Origin of the sequence: Pseudomonas sp. NPDC089534, assembly GCF_044749305.1 — a bacterium.
GTDB classification, from domain to species: Bacteria; Pseudomonadota; Gammaproteobacteria; order Pseudomonadales; family Pseudomonadaceae; genus Aquipseudomonas; species Aquipseudomonas ekonensis.
Genome location: NZ_JBIVHR010000118.1, coordinates 1 through 15,721, shown reverse-complemented (window position 1 = coordinate 15,721; position 15,721 = coordinate 1). Strand labels below are relative to the sequence as shown.

Below are 15,721 nucleotides of genomic sequence, written 5' to 3'. Positions count from 1 at the left end.
GCGGCTGTCTTCGTCGTTCTGGTAGGCGTACACGCTGCCGCCCAGGGTCAGTTTCAGGTTGTCGGTGATGGCGAAGCGGCTGCCCAGTTGGCCGGCGGTCAGGCGCAGGTCGTGGCGGAACTGCACGCCTTCGCCGTCGACGTTGTCCTTGAGGGTGTAGTTGCCCAGGCTGCCGAACAGTTCGGCGCTGCTGCCCAGCGGGTACTTGTAGGTGACGGCCAGGCCTTCGGGGTTGATGTCGCTGTCCCAGATCACGTCGCCCATGCTGACCCACGGCTGCAGCATCTTGCCGCCGATCACGTGCAGGTTCTTGATGGCGTCCGGGTGGTAGTCGATGTAGCCCAGGTCCAGCCAGATCTGCTTCTTGTCGAAGTAGTTGTCCATGTCCTGGTTGGTGGAGCGGGCGTCGTCGCCGCCGCCGGTGGCGATGCGGATGCCGGTGTCCACTTGCGGGTTGATTTCGCTGTAGGCGCCCAGGCGGGCACGGATGCGCTGACGGTCCTTGTCGCGGCCGCCGTTGTTCGATTCGCCGTCGATCTTGACGGTTTCCTGGCGGATGCGCACGTCACCCTTGAACTGGGTCTTGGCGGCCCAGGCCAGCTTCTGGTCGAAGGCGCTCTGTTCGTTGGCCTTCTTCGCGACGGCGGCCACTTGTTCGTTGGTCTCTTGCTGCGCCTGCTGGGCGATTTGCTGGGCCTTCTGATCCTTGGCCAGCTCGGTCTGCAGTTCGACGTACTGCGCCTGGGTGATCGAACCGTTGGCCTTGAGCATGTCGAGCAGTTTGGCGTCGACCGCGGCACTGGCCGGAACACTCATGGCCAGCAACAGGCCACCGCATAGGGCCGCCGCAGTTTTCGTGGAAGCAAGACGCATAGCAATCTCCGAAGATGAGAGGGATGGCGAAGCCATCCTGGGCACAACCGACGGTTTTAAGGTCGGAAAACAGTGTCCGGGTAGAACCCGGCGCTCTAAAAACAGGCGCCAGTATCGCGACGGTTTATGACAGAGCAGTGGCACGGTGATGGCAGGTTCGTGACGATACAAAACCGTCCTGAACTATTGATCCAGAGCGCTGTCGCCGATTTGACCGTGTGCAACGACAGGCCGATCGGCGATACTCGGCGGGCTGCCACGCCCGGAACCGGAGAGGAAAATGCCGCTGCAACGCCTGCATGAACTGTCGCAAATCGCATCCGCCGACTGGGACGTGCTGGTGCCGCAGAACCAGCCGTTCCTGCGCCACGGGTTCCTCGCTGCGCTGGAGGACAGCGGCAGCGTCGGCGCGCACACGGGCTGGCGGGCGGAGCACCTGCTGCACGTCGAAAACGATCGATTGATCGCGGCGTTGCCCGCTTACCGGAAATGGCATTCCTATGGCGAGTACGTGTTCGATCATGGCTGGGCCGACGCCTGTGCCAGGGCCGGCATCGACTACTACCCCAAGCTGCTGGTCGCCGTGCCGTTCAGCCCGGTCAGCGGCCCGCGGCTGCTGGCGGCGTCGGTCGAGGACGGCTTCGAACTGCTCAAGAGCCTGCCGGGCTACCTGGAGATCGAGGGACTGTCCAGCGCCCACATCAACTTCACCGACCCGTTCACCGACGCGGCCATGGCCGAACAGCCGGGCTGGCTGCAGCGCATCGGCTGCCAGTACCACTGGCAGAACCGCGGCTACCGGGATTTCCAGGACTTTCTCGACGGGCTCAGTTCGCGCAAGCGCAAGCAGATGCGCAAGGAGCGCGAGCAGGTGGCGGGGCAGGGCTTCACCTTCCAATGGCTGGAGGGGCGTGAGCTGGACGAGGCGCAATGGGATTTCGTCTACGCCTGCTACGCCAACACCTACGCCGTGCGGCGACAGACGCCGTACCTGACACGGGCGTTCTTCAGCCTGCTGGCCGAACGCATGCCCGAGGCCATCCGCGTGGTGCTGGCCAAACAGGGTTCAAGACCGGTGGCGATGGCCTTCAGCCTGGTCGGGGGCGACAGCTTCTATGGCCGATACTGGGGATGCCTGGCGGAGTTCGACCGCCTGCATTTCGAGACCTGTTTCTACCAGGGCATGGACTACGCCATCGCCGAGGGGTATCAGCGCTTCGACGCCGGCGCCCAGGGCGAGCACAAGCTGATTCGCGGCTTCGAACCGGTGATCACCCGATCCTGGCATTACCTGCGCCATCCCGGCCTGAAGGCGGCCGTGAAGGACTTCCTGCACCAGGAGCGCGCCGGGGTGCAGGCCTATGCCGAAGAGGCGCGGGCAGCCTTGCCCTACCGCCAGGCCTAGCTCCCACAATTCTGAATGACCAGAACCACTGTGGGAGCCAGCCTGCTGGCGATGGCGTCAGCCAAGGCAGCAGGGTAGAGGCTATGTGTCTTCGCTGCCCAGCCAACGGTAGAGTCCGCCGCCGACCACCGCCCCCAGCAGCGGCGCCACCCAGAACATCCACAGTTGCGCGATGGCCCAGCCGCCCACCATCAGCGCCGGCCCCGTGCTGCGGGCCGGGTTCACCGAAGTGTTGGTGACCGGAATCGAGATCAGGTGGATGAGGGTCAGGGCCAGGCCGATGGCGATCGGCGCCAGGCCCGCCGGGGCGCGCCGGTCGGTGGCGCCGAGGATGACCACCACGAACATGGCGGTCATCACCAGCTCGGTGACGAACCCGGCGGCCATCGAGTATTTGCCCGGAGAATGCTCGCCGTAGCCGTTGGAGGCCAGGCCGCCGGCGATGTCGAAGCCTTCCTTGCCGTTGGCGATCCAGGCGATCAGGGCCGCCGCGATGATGGCGCCGATCACCTGGGCAATGATGTAGGCGGGCAGCTCCTTGGCCGGGAACCGGCCGCCGACGGTCAGGCCCACCGACACGGCCGGGTTGAGATGGCAGCCGCTGATGTGGCCGATGGCGAACGCCATGGTCAGCACCGTCAGGCCGAAGGCCAGGGCCACCCCCAGCACACCGATGCCGGTGGGCGAGGACGCGGCGATCACCGCGCTGCCGCAACCGCCCAGGACCAGCCAGAACGTACCTAACAACTCCGTGACCGAACGCTTGAACAGAGACATGGGAATGTCCTTGATAGACGTGCTATCGAGACTGAAGCGGGTGGTGAGTCCTTGCAGATTTACGACAGGTTCCACGCCGGAGCCTTGGCTGAGTACAGCAGGGTTTGCGCGGATTTCCAGCGGGCGTGAAAAAACCGGCAGGGCCCGTGGTTGGCGGGCTCTGCCGGTTTTTGGCGGGTTTGGACAACGCGATTCCCTGTGGGAGCGAGCCTGCCTGCGACGGCGGTGTGTCTGACAGCAATGAGGGTGACTGACACACCCTCGCAGCGGGCAGGCCCGCTCCCGAGGGACCGCAGGGCTTGCGCGATCAGTCGATGCCGACGAACCCGCCCGTCTGGTGACGCCACAACCGCGCATACAGGCCGCCATGGGCCAGCAGTTCGGCATGGCTGCCGCTTTCGGCGATCCTGCCGTTCTCCAGCACCACCAGCCGGTCCATCCGGGCGATGGTCGAGAGGCGGTGGGCGATGGCGATCACGGTCTTGCCCCGCATCAGGGTCTCCAGGCTTTCCTGGATCGCGGCCTCGACCTCCGAATCCAGCGCCGAGGTCGCTTCGTCCATGATCAGGATCGGCGCGTCCTTGAGCAGGACACGGGCGATCGCGATGCGCTGGCGCTGGCCGCCGGACAGCTTGACGCCGCGCTCCCCGACATGGGCGTCGAACCCGGTGCGTCCCTCGGCGTCGGACAGCAACGGAATGAACTCGTCGGCCCGGGCCTTGCGCACCGCTTCCCAGAGCTCTTCGTCGGTGGCGTCGGGTTTGCCGTAGAGCAGGTTGTCGCGGATCGAGCGGTGCAGCAGCGAGGTGTCCTGGGTGATCATGCCGATCCGTGCGCGCAGGCTTTCCTGGCCGACTTGGGCGATGTCCTGGCCGTCGATCAGGATGCGCCCGGCCTCGACGTCGTACAGGCGCAGCAGCAGGTTGACCAGCGTCGACTTGCCCGCGCCGGACGGCCCGATCAGGCCGATCTTCTCGCCGGGGCGGATGGTCAGGTTGAGGTCGCCGATGATGCTTTTCTTCTTGCCGTAGTGGAAGTCCACATGCTCGAAGCGCACCTCGCCGCGGGCCACCTCCAGCGGCTTGGCCTGGGCCTGGTCGGTGACGCTGACCGGCTGCGAGATGGTCTGCAGGCCGTCCTGCACCATGCCGATGTTTTCGAAGATGCCGGTGACCACCCACATGATCCAGCCGGACATGTTGACGATGCGGATCACAAGGCCGGTGGCCAGGGCGATCGCGCCGACCGTGATCAGCGACTGCGTCCATAGCCACAGGGCCAGCGCCGTGGTGCCGACGATCAGCAGGCCGTTCATGGTGGTGATGGCCACGTCCATGCTGGTGACCACGCGGCCGGCCAGCTGGGCTTTTTCGGTCTGTTCCTGGATGGCTTCGCGGGCGTAGTGCTGCTCGAAGTTGGTGTGGGCGAACAGCTTGAGGGTCGCGATGTTGGTGTAGCCGTCGACGATCCGCCCCATCAGCTTGGAGCGTGCGTCGGAGGCTGCCACCGCGCGGTCCTTGACCCTGGGCACGAAGTAGTAGAGCGCGCCGATGTAGGCGGCGATCCACGTCAGCAGCGGGATCATCAGGCGCCAGTCGGCCTCGGCGAACAGCACCAGCGAACTGATCGCGTAGATCACCACGTGCCACAGCGCGTCCACCGCCTGCACGGCGGAGTCGCGCAGCGAGTTGCCGGTCTGCATGATGCGCTGGGCGATGCGGCCGGCGAAGTCGTTCTGGAAGAAGTTCAGGCTCTGCTTGAGCACGTAGCTGTGGTTCTGCCAGCGGATCATGCTGGTCATGCTCGGGCTCAGGGTCTGGTGCACCAGCATGTCGTGCAGGGCCAGGAACAGCGGGCGCAGGAGCAGCGCCACCACGGCCATCCAGGCCAGCTCGGCGCCGTGGATCCTGAAGAAATCGACGTTCGGCGTGCCTTGGGCAAGGTCGATGATGCGGCTCAGGTAACTGAACAGCGCCACTTCGATCAGTGCGCCGAACAGGCCGATGATCAGCAGGGCGGCGAAGCTCGGCCAGACCTGCTTCAGGTAATAGGTGTAGAAGGGCAGGACGCGGTTCGGCGGGGCCGCCGTGGGGGCGTCGCGGAAGATGTCGATCAGTTGTTCGAAACGGCGATAGAGCATCGGATAACTCGCCCGGCGTGCGGGCTCTCCTTTTATCGGTATGAGCGGCGCGCCGTGAATGGCGGCCGCTCGTCATGCCCTGTACAGCTTAGTCGATGCGCTTGGCCGACTTGATGATCACAGGGTCGACCGGCACGTTCTGCATGCCTTGTTTGGTGGTGGTGCGGGAGTTGACGATGATGTCGACCACGTCCATGCCCTTGACCACCTTGGCGAACACGGCGTAGCCGGCGTCGCGGCCCGGATCGAGGAAGGCGTTGTCGGCCACGTTGATGAAGAACTGGCTGGTGGCCGAGTTCGGGTCGGAGGTGCGCGCCATCGACAGGGTGCCGCGCACGTTGTGCAGGCCGTTGCTCGCCTCGTTCTTGATCGGGGCCTTGGTGTCCTTCTGCTGCATCTGCTGGGTGAAGCCGCCGCCCTGGGCCATGAAGCCCGGGATCACGCGGTGGAAGATCGTGTTGGTGTAGAAGCCGCTGTCGACGTACTCAAGGAAGTTCTTGGTGGTGACCGGCGCCTTGACCGGATCCAGTTCGATCTCGATCTGGCCGTTGGAGGTGTCCAGCAGCACGTGCGGTGCCTTGGCCGGGGTGGCCGCCATCAGGTTGGCGGCGAACAGCACGGAGCCGGCGGCGAGGGCGATTTTCTTCAGCATGGGTCAGAGGTCCTGAGGGTGGTTGTCGGCTGTGGCGAGAAACGCCAGCAGCGTTTGATTGAAGCGTTCGGGCTGGTCGAGCGGGGTGGCGTGGCGCGAATCGGCGATCACCGCCAGCCGCGCATCGGGCAGCAGTCTCACATAGGTTTCTTTCAGCGAGACGGGGGTGTAGTCCCGGTCGGCGCTGACGACGAGGGTTGGACAGGTGACCTTCGACAGTCGTTCCTGAACGCCCCAGCCGACGATGGCATCGAAGCTGGCGAGATAAGCACGTTTGTCGTTCTTTGCCCAGCGCTCGGCCATCTTCTGTCGCAAATCCGCCTGCTCCGGTTTCGGAAACAGTTTGGCCCCCAGGGCCTTGCCGATGGTGGCGAGGCTGAGCACGCGCATCAGGCTCCAGCGCTTGAACCACTGCCACCAATCGTCGCGGCTGCGCAACTTGACCTGCGGGGCGCTGTTGACGATGGTCAGGCTCTTGAGCCGTTGCGGCTGATCGACGGCGAACTGGAAGCCGATCATCCCGCCCATGGACAGGCCGACGTAATGCACCGCCTCAAGGTTCAGGTGCTCGATCAGCGCCAGCAGGTCGGCGCTGAAGCCGGCGATGCTGTAGCGTTCCCGGGGCTTGTCCGAGCGGCCGTGGCCACGCACGTCCGGGACGATCACCCGGTAGTGCGCCGACAGCGCAGGGATCTGCATTTCCCAGTCCAGGGTGCTGGAACCGAGCCCGTGAACCAGCAGCAGCGGCGCGCCGTGGCCGTACTCCTCGTAGTGCAGGTTGCAGCCTTCATGCTCGAAATAGGCCATCGGGGACTCCGTGTCAGGCTTGTTCGGGGGCGGCGAACGGTGCGTCCAGCGGCAAGGTGTCGAAGGTGCGCAGCAGTTCGACGAGAATCTGCGAAGCCGGGCCCAGCGGTTTTTCCTTGTTCGAATACAGATAGAAGCTCGGATTGCGGCTGCCGCCCTTGTCCAACGGTAGCAGCTTGAGCACGCCTTCCTTCAGTTCCCGTTCGATCATGTGCCGCGGCAACCAGGCAAAACCCAGCCCGCTGCCGACGAACGTCGCGGCGGTGGCCAGGCTGCCGACGGTCCAGCGCTGCTCGGCGCCGAGCCAGCCGACGTCCCGCGGCTGCTGGCGGCCGGAGTCGCGGATCACCACCTGCATCTGGCTTTCCAGGTCCTGGAAGCTCAGTTCCCGGTTCAGGCGGTGCAGCGCATGTTCCGGGTGCGCGACGGCGACGAACTCGACGTCGCTCAATTCCGTGCCCAGGTAGCCGGGAATGCTGAAGCCGGTGATGGCCAGGTCGGCCACGCCTTCGAGCAGCACTTCCTCGACGCCCGACAGCACTTCCTCGCGCAGGCGCACGCGGCAGCCGCGGCTCTGCGGCATGAACGCCGTCAGGGCGCGGACCAGGCGGGCGGTGGGGTAGGCGGCGTCCACCACCAGGCGCACTTCCGCCTCCCAGCCTTGCTCCATGTGATGGGCGAGGTCTTCCAGTTGGCTGGCCTGCTTGACCAGTTGCCGCGAACGGCGCAGCAGCACGCCGCCGGCCTCGGTGAGCACCGCCTTGCGCCCGTCGATGCGCAGCAGCGGCACGCCGAGCTGGTCCTGCATGCGCGCGACGGTGTAGCTCACCGACGACTGCGAACGGTGCAGGGCCTCGGCGGCCTGGGCGAATCCGCCGTGGTCGACCACGGCCTGCAACGTGCGCCATTGATCAAGGGTCACGCGGGGCGCTTTCATCAATAGCTCCTCTTGTCCTAAGCTGGCCGTCCCCATTGGAGACTGCCGAATGAAAAAATTCTGTTGTGTGTTGCTGGCGCTGCTGCCGCTGACGGCGTTTGCGTACCCGATCGAGGTGGAGAAGGACCTCAACGGCCTGAAGATCGACTACAACACCTACGACACCGACAACGACATCGGCTCCATTCAGGTGAACAACTACGGCGACGTCGACGCGACCTGCAAGGTGCGCTTCATCAACGGCCCGGAGGCGCCGCGCACCCGCAACATCGACGTGGCCGCCGGCAAGCACAAGAACGCCACGGCCAAGTTCACCCGCACCATCATCAAGCTGCGCATCCAGCTGAGCTGCACTGCGAAGTAGCGCCGGTCTTCCTCTGCGGGAGCTTCCCTTAAGGAAGTTCCCCTGGGAAAGCTCCCCCCTTGCGGGAGCTTATAAACGAATTTATCGATGCATTACAGCAGATATTTGCGCTTTTTCATCGATGTGACACTGCTTAAGCTTCACTCCATCGACTTACAACATTCTCGGATGGAGGCTACACACCATGTCCCGCGTTCTGATCATCGAAAGCAGTGCCCGCCAGCAAGACTCGGTTTCCCGTCAACTGACCCAGACCTTCGTCAGTCAGTGGAAATCCGCGCATCCCGACGATCAGATCACCGTGCGCGACCTCGCCGTGAACCCGGTGCCGCACCTGGACATCAACCTGCTGGGCGGCTGGATGAAACCCGCCGATCAGCGCAACGCCAGCGAACAGGCGTCGCTGGAGCGCTCCAACGCGCTGACCGACGAACTGCTGGCCGCCGACGTGCTGGTGATGGCCGCGCCGATGTACAACTTCGCGATCCCGAGCACCCTCAAGGCCTGGCTCGACCACGTGCTGCGCGCCGGCGTGACCTTCAAGTACACCGAAACCGGTCCCCAGGGCCTGCTCAGCGGCAAGCGCGCCTTCGTCCTGACCGCCCGCGGCGGCGTCTACGCCGGCGGCCCTGCCGACCACCAGGAACCGTACCTGCGCCAGGTGATGGGCTTCATCGGCATCCACGACGTGACCTTCATCCACGCCGAAGGCATGAACCTGGGCGGCGACTTCCAGGAAAAGGGCCTGAACCAGGCCAACGCCAAACTGGCCCAGGTCGCCTGAGCCGTTAATCGCCGGATAATCCCCAGGTGGTCTATTGATCCGGCGCAACCCTTCAAGGCTCCACGCGCATCGAACCTCCCTTTGCACTTGTGCTCCTGAGTGCTGTAGCCCGATTGAACGCTTTAGCGAGATCGGGCTTTTTTTTGCCTGCGGTTTTTGCGGTTCGCCAGCAGGCGCAATCGCCAGCAGGCTGGCTCCCACAGGGAATCTCGACTGAGTGCAGTCTCTGTGTTCACCACAGTAACCTGTGGGAGCTTGCCTGCAAGCGATGAGGCCGGAGCAGACGCCATCGCCAGCAGGCTGGCTCCCACAGGGAATCTCGACTGAATGCAGTCTCTGTGTTCACCACAGAAACCTGTGGGAGCTTGCCCTGCAAGCGATGAGGCCGGAGCAGACGCCATCGTCAGCAGGTTCCCACAAGGTTTTGTGCGGGTTCGGGATTCGCGGCCCGGGGCAAAAAACGCTATCGTCGCCGCCATCCGAAATCGAGGCGAGCATGGGCTATCTACTTTTTGTCACGCTGATCCAGGCGTTTTCCTTCAATCTGATCGGCGAATACCTGGCCGGTCACGTCGACAGCTACTTCGCGGTGCTGGTGCGGGTGCTGCTGGCCGGGCTTGTGTTCATCCCGCTGACCCGCTGGCGTTCGGTGGCGCCTGCGTTCATGCGCGGCATGCTGCTGATCGGCGCGCTGCAGTTCGGCATCACCTACGTGTGCCTGTACCTGAGCTTCCGCGTGCTGACGGTGCCGGAGGTGCTGCTGTTCACCATCCTCACGCCGCTGCACGTGACCCTGATCGAAGACGCCCTGAACCGGCGCTTCAACCCCTGGGCGCTGATCGCGGCGCTGGTGGCGGTGGCCGGTGCGGCGGTGATCCGCTTCGACCGGATCAACCCGGACTTCTTCATGGGCTTTCTGCTGCTGCAGTTGGCCAACTTCACCTACGCCGCCGGACAGGTGCTGTACAAGCACCTGGTGGCGAAACACCCCAGCGACCTGCCGCACTACCGGCGCTTCGGCTTCTTCTACCTCGGCGCGCTGGCGGTGGTGCTGCCGGCGTTCCTGCTGTTCGGCAAAGCCGACTTCCTGCCCGACGCACCGCTGCAATGGGGCGTGCTGGTGTTCCTGGGCCTGGTCGCGACTGCGCTGGGGCTGTACTGGTGGAACAAGGGCGCCTGCCTGGTCAATGGCGGCACCCTGGCGGTGATGAACAACCTGCATGTGCCGGTGGGGTTGCTGCTGAACCTGCTGATCTGGAACCGGCACGAGGACCTGGGCCGCTTGTTCCTCGGTGGCGCGGTGATCCTGGCGGCGGTGTGGATCAGCCGGTTGGGCGTGCGTAGAGAGACGGCTGCCGCCTGACCCTGCGATCTCTTGTGGCGAGGGAGCTTGCTCCCGCCGGGGGGCGCAGCAGCCCCGGGCGAAGGGCTTGCCGGCGCTGCGCGCTGGAGCGGGAGCAAGCGCCCTCGCCACGGGTCACATCACGTGCTTGTCGGCCTCTGGAAGGCTGGCCGAGCCCAGCACCGCCGGCAGCAACCCCGCCCGCAAATCCCCGCCGCTTGGCTGCTGATACAGACTCAGCCCAAACTCCGGCATCACCGCCAGCAGGTAATCGAAAATGTCCCCCTGGATCCGCTCGTAGTCGGCCCACACCGTGGTGCGGGTGAAGCAGTAGATCTCCAGCGGAATGCCGTGGGCGGTGGTCTGCATCTGGCGCACCATGCAGGTCATGTTCGGCTGCACCTCCGCATGGCTCTTCAGGTAGGCCAGCGCGTAGGCGCGGAACGTGCCGATGTTGGTCATGCGCCGGCGGTTGGCCGACATCGCGACGTTGCCCTGGGCCTCGTTCCAGGCCTTGAGTTCGGCTTTCTTGCGGGTCATGTAGTCGGTCAGCAGGTGCACCTGGGCCAGCTTCGCCTCTTCGTCGTCACGGATGAAGCGCACGCCGCTGGCGTCGATGAACAGGCTGCGCTTGATCCGCCGCCCGCCGGACTGCTGCATGCCGCGCCAGTTGCGGAATGACTCGGACATCAGCCGCCAGGTCGGGATCGAGACGATGGTCTTGTCGAAGTTCTGCACCTTGACCGTATGCAAGGTGATGTCCACCACATCGCCGTCCGCGCCGACCTGGGGCATTTCGATCCAGTCGCCGACCCGCAGCATGTCGTTGCTGGTCAACTGCACGCTGGCGACGAACGACAGCAAAGTGTCCTTGTAGACCAACAGGATCACCGCCGACATCGCACCCAGACCGGACAGCAGCAACAGCGGCGAACGGTCGATCAGGGTGGCGACGATGATGATCGCGCCGAACACGTACAAGACCATTTTCGCCAGTTGCACGTAACCCTTGATCGAGCGGGTGCGGGCGTGTTCGGTGCGCGCGTAGATGTCCAGCAGCGCGTTGAGCAGGGCGCTGACCGCCAGCATCAGGAACAGGATGGTGAACGCCAGGGCGACGTTGCCCAGGAACACCATCGCGGTCTTGCTCAGTTCCGGCACCAGGTGCAGGCCGAACTGGATCACCAGCGACGGCGTCATCTGGGCCAGGCGCTGGAACACCTTGTTGTGGCGGAAATCGTTGATCCAGTGCAGCGCCGGCTGGCGCCCGAGCATGCGGCTGGCGTGCAGGATCAGGTAGCGCGCCACCCGTCCGAGCACCAGGGCGATCACCAGCAGCAGCGCCAGGGCCAGGCCGGCGTGCAGGATCGGGTGCTGTTCGAGGGCGCCGAAGAGGTCTTGGGCGTTGAGCCAGAGCTGTTTGAAATCCATGGGCGAGGCGATTCTTCTGTAGGGCGCGAGGGACGATTAGAGCATTCAAGACGCTGTGTATTACCGTTGGAGACAAATCAGGCAACAAAAAAGCCACTGTTTGCCACCGTTTGTACAAAGAAACTCGGCCTGAGCGCTCGAAACCGGTAACCTATGCAGCTGTTTTTTGCCCATCTTCGAGGTCGCCCCCGTGTTTTCCCAATTCGCCCTGCACGAACGTTTGCTCAAAGCCGTGGACGAGCTGAAATTTGTCGAGCCAACGCCTGTGCAAGCCGCGGCCATTCCGCTGGCGCTCCAGGGGCGTGACCTGCGGGTGACGGCGCAGACCGGCAGCGGCAAGACCGCCGCGTTCGTCCTGCCGATCCTCAACCGCCTGATCGGCCCGGCCAAGATCCGCGTCAGCATCAAGACCCTGATCCTGCTGCCGACCCGCGAACTGGCCCAGCAGACCCTGAAGGAGGTCGAGCGCTTCTCGCAGTTCACCTTCATCAAGTCCGGCCTGATCACCGGCGGCGAAGACTTCAAGGTGCAGGCCGCGATGCTGCGCAAGGTGCCGGACATCCTGATCGGCACCCCGGGCCGCCTGATCGAACAGCTCAACGCCGGCAACCTCGACCTCAAGGACGTCGAAGTGCTGGTGCTCGATGAAGCCGACCGCATGCTCGACATGGGCTTCGCCGACGACGTCCAGCGTCTGGTCGACGAATGCCCGAACCGTCAGCAGACCATGCTGTTCTCCGCCACCACCGGCGGTTCCGGCCTGCGCGAGATGGTCGCCAAAGTGCTGAACGACCCTCAGCACCTGCAGCTCAACGCGGTCAGCCAGCTGAACGAAACCACCCGTCAGCAGATCATCACCGCCGACCACAACCAGCACAAAGAGCAGATCGTCAACTGGCTGCTGGCCAACGAGACCTACGCCAAGGCCATCATCTTCACCAACACCCGGGTCATGGCCGACCGCATCTACGGCCGTCTGGTCGCCCAGGACTACAAGGCGTTCGTGCTGCACGGCGAGAAGGACCAGAAAGACCGCAAACTGGCGATCGACCGCCTCAAGCAGGGCAGCGTCAAGATCCTGGTGGCCACCGACGTGGCGGCCCGTGGCCTGGACGTCGACGGCCTGGACCTGGTGATCAACTTCGACATGCCGCGCAGCGGCGACGAATACGTGCACCGCATCGGCCGCACCGGCCGCGCCGGCGCCGAAGGCCTGGCGATCTCGCTGATCTGCCACGGCGACTGGAACCTGATGTCGAGCATCGAGCGCTACCTCAAGCAGAGCTTCGAGCGCCGCACCATCAAGGAAGTCAAAGGCACCTACGCAGGGCCCAAGAAGGTCAAGGCGTCGGGCAAGGCCGCCGGCACCAAGAAGAAAAAGACCGACGGCAAAGGCGACAAGAAGGGCGACAAGAAAAAAGTCGCGGCCAAGACGCCGAACAAGCGCAAGACCGCCAACCGGCCGAAGCCGGATTCGCTGGTGAGCAGCGACGGCATGGCCCCGCTCAAGCGCCGCAAGCCGGAACCTGCGGCTGAGTGAGCCACCCATGAAAAACCCGGACACTGTCCGGGTTTTTTTATGCCTGCCTGGGGTCAGCCTCCCAACAGCCCGGTGGTGTCCGCATCAAAGTGTTGCCGCGCTTGATCGGCCGCGGGCTTGAGCCGCGCCAGCAGGGCGGCGGCGTCGTACACCTGAGCGGTCGCCAGGGTTTTGGGCGTCGGCGCGACCGGGATCAGCACGTCCTCGCCGCTGCCGTGCAGCCAGATCGCCACGACGCTCAGGGCCGACACGAACAGCACCCGCAGTTCGACGGTCTTGCCCTGCAACTGCGCAGACTGTTCCGCCAGCTTCAGCGCATCGACCGTGGCGGCCGCCAGGTCGCCGTGGTTCAGCGAAGCGAACTCGACATGGCCGCGCACGTCGGCCAACTGCGCGTCGGCGATCGATACGCCATCGGCAAACACCAGGTAGTGCCAGTTGCCGGGCCTGGCGTCCTTCAGGCCCTTGCCGTGGCTCAGGTCCTCCAGGGTCAGCGAGTAGCCGCGGTAGGCCTCGCTGAGGCTGATCTTGCTTGCCGAGGCATTGGCGAACCGGCGGTTGACGCCGAAGCCCTGGGTCTGCAACGCGGCCTGCAAGGCCGGGCGCAGGGTCTGCACGCCGTTGGAGGGCGCTTTCGGATAAGTCAGTTGCATGTCGAGGCCCTCCTAGTTTTTGGCCGTGAAGTAAGTGTGGGTCCAGTTGCCGCCGCCGTTGTAGGAACCGGGGAACGTGTTCAGCGCGCGGGTCGAGTAGCCGTAGATGGAATCCGCGACCAGCACGTAGTTGCCGTTGGTGCCGTAGATCGTCAGGAAATGCGCGCCGCCGCCGTACCAGGCACAGCGCAGGCAGACGGGACGGCCCATGTTGATCTGGTTCTGGATGGCCGCCATCTGCAGCGAGCCCTGGTTCATGCCGTTGTAGCTGCGGGTGATCCGCAGCGCCGTGTCCAGGTAGCCGTAGACGTTGCACGGCCCCGGCTGATTGCAGCAGTTGCGGTCCAGCGCGGTGCTGGCCACGGCGCACTGGGTCCAGGAACCGGTGCCGTAGTAGTTGCCGACCGATGCGGATGCGGCGGCCCAGCACCAGTTGGTCTGGGTCTGCTGCTGCACGGTGAAGTTCAGGCTGGCGGCCAGCGGCGCGGCGAGGGCGGCCGCTTCGACCTCCACCAACTGCGGGTCGAGCAAGCGGCCGGCCAGGCACCTGGGCAGCGCGTCGGCAGGGCTTTGAGTCGTTTCGGTGTTCAACATCGTTCATTCCTCCATGAGTGAAGACAAGCCTCCGGCTTGCGTAGGCATTGCGTTTTCGCTGAGCCCACCGGCGCAAAAGAGGTGCCATGTCCGATGGCGGGTTCCGGTGACGGGCTCAACGTAACCATAGGATGGATATGCGTTAATGCAAGTAAATAAATGCATTGATGCAAGATCGAGGGCTGAGGACGACCGCCAGCAGTTGCATCGGAAGGGGCGCGAGGTGTTCGCAGGCGACGGCGGCTCAGCCCTCGGCCTTCTTCTCGGCGGTGTTCAGCTCTTTCAGGCGCTGGTCGATCAGCTGGCACTTGTCCGGCAGGTCGGCGCTGGCGGTGCCCAGGTCCATCTTCTGCAACTCGTCGTTGATTTCCTTGGCCTTGGCCGGGTTCTGTTCGGTGAGCCGGGCGACTTGCCGGGCCAGCTGTTCGCGTTTGGCGGTGGCTTCTTCGGGGGTGCAGGCCCAGGCGGGCAGGGCGCAGGCGAGGGTGGCGGCGAGGGTGAGCTTGAGCAGGTTTTTCATGGCGCAGGCCTCGATCGGGGTTGATCGGTGGAGGGGGCAGATGAAGGAAAAGTTCAGTGCCGGGCGCCGGGGGATGGTGTCGTTGGTGCGGCGAAAGATCGCATTTTGATGACCGAACAGTCGCGAAAATCATCGAAAAAAATAATTCACGTCGCAAACGTGCGTCCTAGAGCGGTCGGTGCGAAGAGCGCAGGACAAGCGGTTGACGTCAAAATGATGGCAACCTAACATCGGGGCCATCATGTTGACATCAACGTGCCGTTTCGAAGGATCGAACTGATTGCCGCAGGCTGACACTGCGGACTGTCCGGCAGGCGCTCTGGATGTTCGAGCGACGCGCATCGATCCCTATTTCCCCTGATCTGTCCAACCGGCTTGACTCGTTTTTGCCGGGCAGGGATCGCTTTGCCTGTCGTTTGTCGTCCACCTATCCCCGGTTGCCGCAAAGAGAGTCTTCACATGGATGTTCGTCAGTACGCTTTTCTCGCTCGTCTGCCTCAGGCTTCGAACCCGCAGCCTGGTTTTTTCTGCGGAGTGCCCAAGCGCGGGATGGCGTTCCTGCTGGCGAACGTCATGTTCTGGCAGCCGTTGTGGGCGCAGGCGGACGGGATCGTGGTGGCCAACCCCGGCACCGGCCTGGGGCAGGCCGGCAACGGCGTGCCGATCGTAAACATCGCCACGCCCAACGGCACGGGCCTGTCGCACAACCAGTTCCACGACTACAACGTCGGCGCGCAGGGGGTGATCCTCAACAACGCGGCCACCCAGACGGCCGCCACCCAACTGGGCGGCCACATCATCGGCAACCCGAACCTGAAGAACAGCGGTTCGGCCCAGGCGATCCTCAACGAAGTGATCAGCGGCAACCCCAGCCAACTGCGCGGCTACACCGAGGTGGCGGG

At 64.4% G+C, this 15,721-nt stretch carries 16 protein-coding genes; 6 read left to right on the top strand and 10 right to left on the bottom strand.

Annotated elements, in window-relative coordinates; genetic code table 11:
• Positions 1–873 (bottom strand): putative porin (locus tag ACIP0B_RS25275; RefSeq protein ID WP_400837157.1); only part of this gene is annotated, 873 nt, incomplete at its 3' end.
• Positions 874–1,153: 280 nt separating this feature from the next.
• Here ACIP0B_RS25275 and ACIP0B_RS25270 point away from each other — a divergent pair.
• A complete protein-coding gene (locus tag ACIP0B_RS25270; RefSeq protein ID WP_400837154.1) occupies positions 1,154–2,278 on the top strand; it encodes a GNAT family N-acetyltransferase in 1,125 nt (374 codons plus the stop codon).
• 81 nt (positions 2,279–2,359) lie between these two features.
• Here ACIP0B_RS25270 and aqpZ read toward each other — a convergent pair whose 3' ends face one another.
• From aqpZ to ACIP0B_RS25245, 5 genes are all read right to left on the bottom strand, one after another.
• The gene (aqpZ, locus tag ACIP0B_RS25265; RefSeq protein ID WP_400837151.1) at positions 2,360–3,055 is read right to left on the bottom strand and encodes an aquaporin Z; all 696 of its coding nucleotides are present in this window, start codon (positions 3,053–3,055) and stop codon (positions 2,360–2,362) included.
• A 307-nt stretch (positions 3,056–3,362) separates the two neighbouring features.
• Entirely contained in the window at positions 3,363–5,195 is a 1,833-nt protein-coding gene (locus tag ACIP0B_RS25260) for an ABC transporter ATP-binding protein (protein ID WP_400837149.1), read from the bottom strand.
• A gap of 88 nt (positions 5,196–5,283) precedes the next feature.
• A complete protein-coding gene (locus tag ACIP0B_RS25255; RefSeq protein ID WP_217893225.1) occupies positions 5,284–5,847 on the bottom strand; it encodes a peptidylprolyl isomerase in 564 nt (187 codons plus the stop codon).
• A gap of 3 nt (positions 5,848–5,850) precedes the next feature.
• Positions 5,851–6,654: an alpha/beta fold hydrolase gene (locus tag ACIP0B_RS25250; RefSeq protein ID WP_400837145.1), complete on the bottom strand. Its 804-nt coding sequence runs from the start codon at positions 6,652–6,654 to the stop codon at positions 5,851–5,853.
• A 13-nt stretch (positions 6,655–6,667) separates the two neighbouring features.
• Entirely contained in the window at positions 6,668–7,591 is a 924-nt protein-coding gene (locus ACIP0B_RS25245; protein WP_085585006.1) for a LysR family transcriptional regulator, read from the bottom strand.
• Positions 7,592–7,640: 49 nt separating this feature from the next.
• Here ACIP0B_RS25245 and ACIP0B_RS25240 point away from each other — a divergent pair, with 49 nt between their 5' ends.
• The 3 genes from ACIP0B_RS25240 to ACIP0B_RS25230 all read left to right on the top strand — a co-directional run bounded on the left by ACIP0B_RS25240 (position 7,641) and on the right by ACIP0B_RS25230 (position 10,102).
• Complete coding sequence (locus tag ACIP0B_RS25240; RefSeq protein WP_400837142.1) at positions 7,641–7,955, top strand: 3-phosphoglycerate kinase; 315 nt, start codon at positions 7,641–7,643, stop codon at positions 7,953–7,955.
• A gap of 184 nt (positions 7,956–8,139) precedes the next feature.
• Positions 8,140–8,739, top strand: a complete 600-nt coding sequence (locus ACIP0B_RS25235; RefSeq protein WP_400837139.1) for an FMN-dependent NADH-azoreductase — start codon at positions 8,140–8,142, stop codon at positions 8,737–8,739.
• Between the two features lie 496 nt (positions 8,740–9,235).
• The gene (locus ACIP0B_RS25230) at positions 9,236–10,102 is read left to right on the top strand and encodes a carboxylate/amino acid/amine transporter (protein WP_400837137.1); all 867 of its coding nucleotides are present in this window, start codon (positions 9,236–9,238) and stop codon (positions 10,100–10,102) included.
• A 114-nt stretch (positions 10,103–10,216) separates the two neighbouring features.
• Here the strand turns inward: ACIP0B_RS25230 and ACIP0B_RS25225 are convergent, their stop codons facing one another.
• Positions 10,217–11,512, bottom strand: coding sequence for a mechanosensitive ion channel family protein (locus tag ACIP0B_RS25225; protein ID WP_400837134.1), 1,296 nt, complete (start codon positions 11,510–11,512; stop codon positions 10,217–10,219).
• A gap of 190 nt (positions 11,513–11,702) precedes the next feature.
• Between ACIP0B_RS25225 and ACIP0B_RS25220 the strand changes: the two genes are divergently transcribed.
• Complete coding sequence (locus ACIP0B_RS25220) at positions 11,703–13,052, top strand: DEAD/DEAH box helicase (RefSeq protein ID WP_400837131.1); 1,350 nt, start codon at positions 11,703–11,705, stop codon at positions 13,050–13,052.
• 53 nt (positions 13,053–13,105) lie between these two features.
• On the opposite strand, the gene ACIP0B_RS25215 is transcribed toward ACIP0B_RS25220, so the two are convergent.
• The 3 genes from ACIP0B_RS25215 to ACIP0B_RS25205 all read right to left on the bottom strand — a co-directional run bounded on the left by ACIP0B_RS25215 (position 13,106) and on the right by ACIP0B_RS25205 (position 14,819).
• Positions 13,106–13,705 (bottom strand): hypothetical protein, encoded by a 600-nt coding sequence (locus tag ACIP0B_RS25215; RefSeq protein ID WP_400837128.1) that lies wholly within the window; start codon positions 13,703–13,705, stop codon positions 13,106–13,108.
• 12 nt (positions 13,706–13,717) lie between these two features.
• Positions 13,718–14,299: a C39 family peptidase gene (locus ACIP0B_RS25210; protein WP_400837125.1), complete on the bottom strand. Its 582-nt coding sequence runs from the start codon at positions 14,297–14,299 to the stop codon at positions 13,718–13,720.
• Between the two features lie 244 nt (positions 14,300–14,543).
• Entirely contained in the window at positions 14,544–14,819 is a 276-nt protein-coding gene (locus ACIP0B_RS25205; RefSeq protein ID WP_400837122.1) for a hypothetical protein, read from the bottom strand.
• A 459-nt stretch (positions 14,820–15,278) separates the two neighbouring features.
• Here ACIP0B_RS25205 and ACIP0B_RS25200 point away from each other — a divergent pair.
• The coding region (locus ACIP0B_RS25200; RefSeq protein WP_400837119.1) for a filamentous hemagglutinin N-terminal domain-containing protein at positions 15,279–15,721 on the top strand (443 nt) is incomplete at its 3' end.

Coding starts and splice junctions, on each gene's coding strand:
- ACIP0B_RS25270 (WP_400837154.1), top strand. CDS start 1,154: ATGCCGCTGCAACGCCTGCATGAACTGTCGCAAATCGCATCCGCCGAC.
- aqpZ (WP_400837151.1), bottom strand. CDS start 3,055: ATGTCTCTGTTCAAGCGTTCGGTCACGGAGTTGTTAGGTACGTTCTGG.
- ACIP0B_RS25260 (WP_400837149.1), bottom strand. CDS start 5,195: ATGCTCTATCGCCGTTTCGAACAACTGATCGACATCTTCCGCGACGCC.
- ACIP0B_RS25255 (WP_217893225.1), bottom strand. CDS start 5,847: ATGCTGAAGAAAATCGCCCTCGCCGCCGGCTCCGTGCTGTTCGCCGCC.
- ACIP0B_RS25250 (WP_400837145.1), bottom strand. CDS start 6,654: ATGGCCTATTTCGAGCATGAAGGCTGCAACCTGCACTACGAGGAGTAC.
- ACIP0B_RS25245 (WP_085585006.1), bottom strand. CDS start 7,591: ATGAAAGCGCCCCGCGTGACCCTTGATCAATGGCGCACGTTGCAGGCC.
- ACIP0B_RS25240 (WP_400837142.1), top strand. CDS start 7,641: ATGAAAAAATTCTGTTGTGTGTTGCTGGCGCTGCTGCCGCTGACGGCG.
- ACIP0B_RS25235 (WP_400837139.1), top strand. CDS start 8,140: ATGTCCCGCGTTCTGATCATCGAAAGCAGTGCCCGCCAGCAAGACTCG.
- ACIP0B_RS25230 (WP_400837137.1), top strand. CDS start 9,236: ATGGGCTATCTACTTTTTGTCACGCTGATCCAGGCGTTTTCCTTCAAT.
- ACIP0B_RS25225 (WP_400837134.1), bottom strand. CDS start 11,512: ATGGATTTCAAACAGCTCTGGCTCAACGCCCAAGACCTCTTCGGCGCC.
- ACIP0B_RS25215 (WP_400837128.1), bottom strand. CDS start 13,705: ATGCAACTGACTTATCCGAAAGCGCCCTCCAACGGCGTGCAGACCCTG.
- ACIP0B_RS25210 (WP_400837125.1), bottom strand. CDS start 14,299: ATGTTGAACACCGAAACGACTCAAAGCCCTGCCGACGCGCTGCCCAGG.
- ACIP0B_RS25205 (WP_400837122.1), bottom strand. CDS start 14,819: ATGAAAAACCTGCTCAAGCTCACCCTCGCCGCCACCCTCGCCTGCGCC.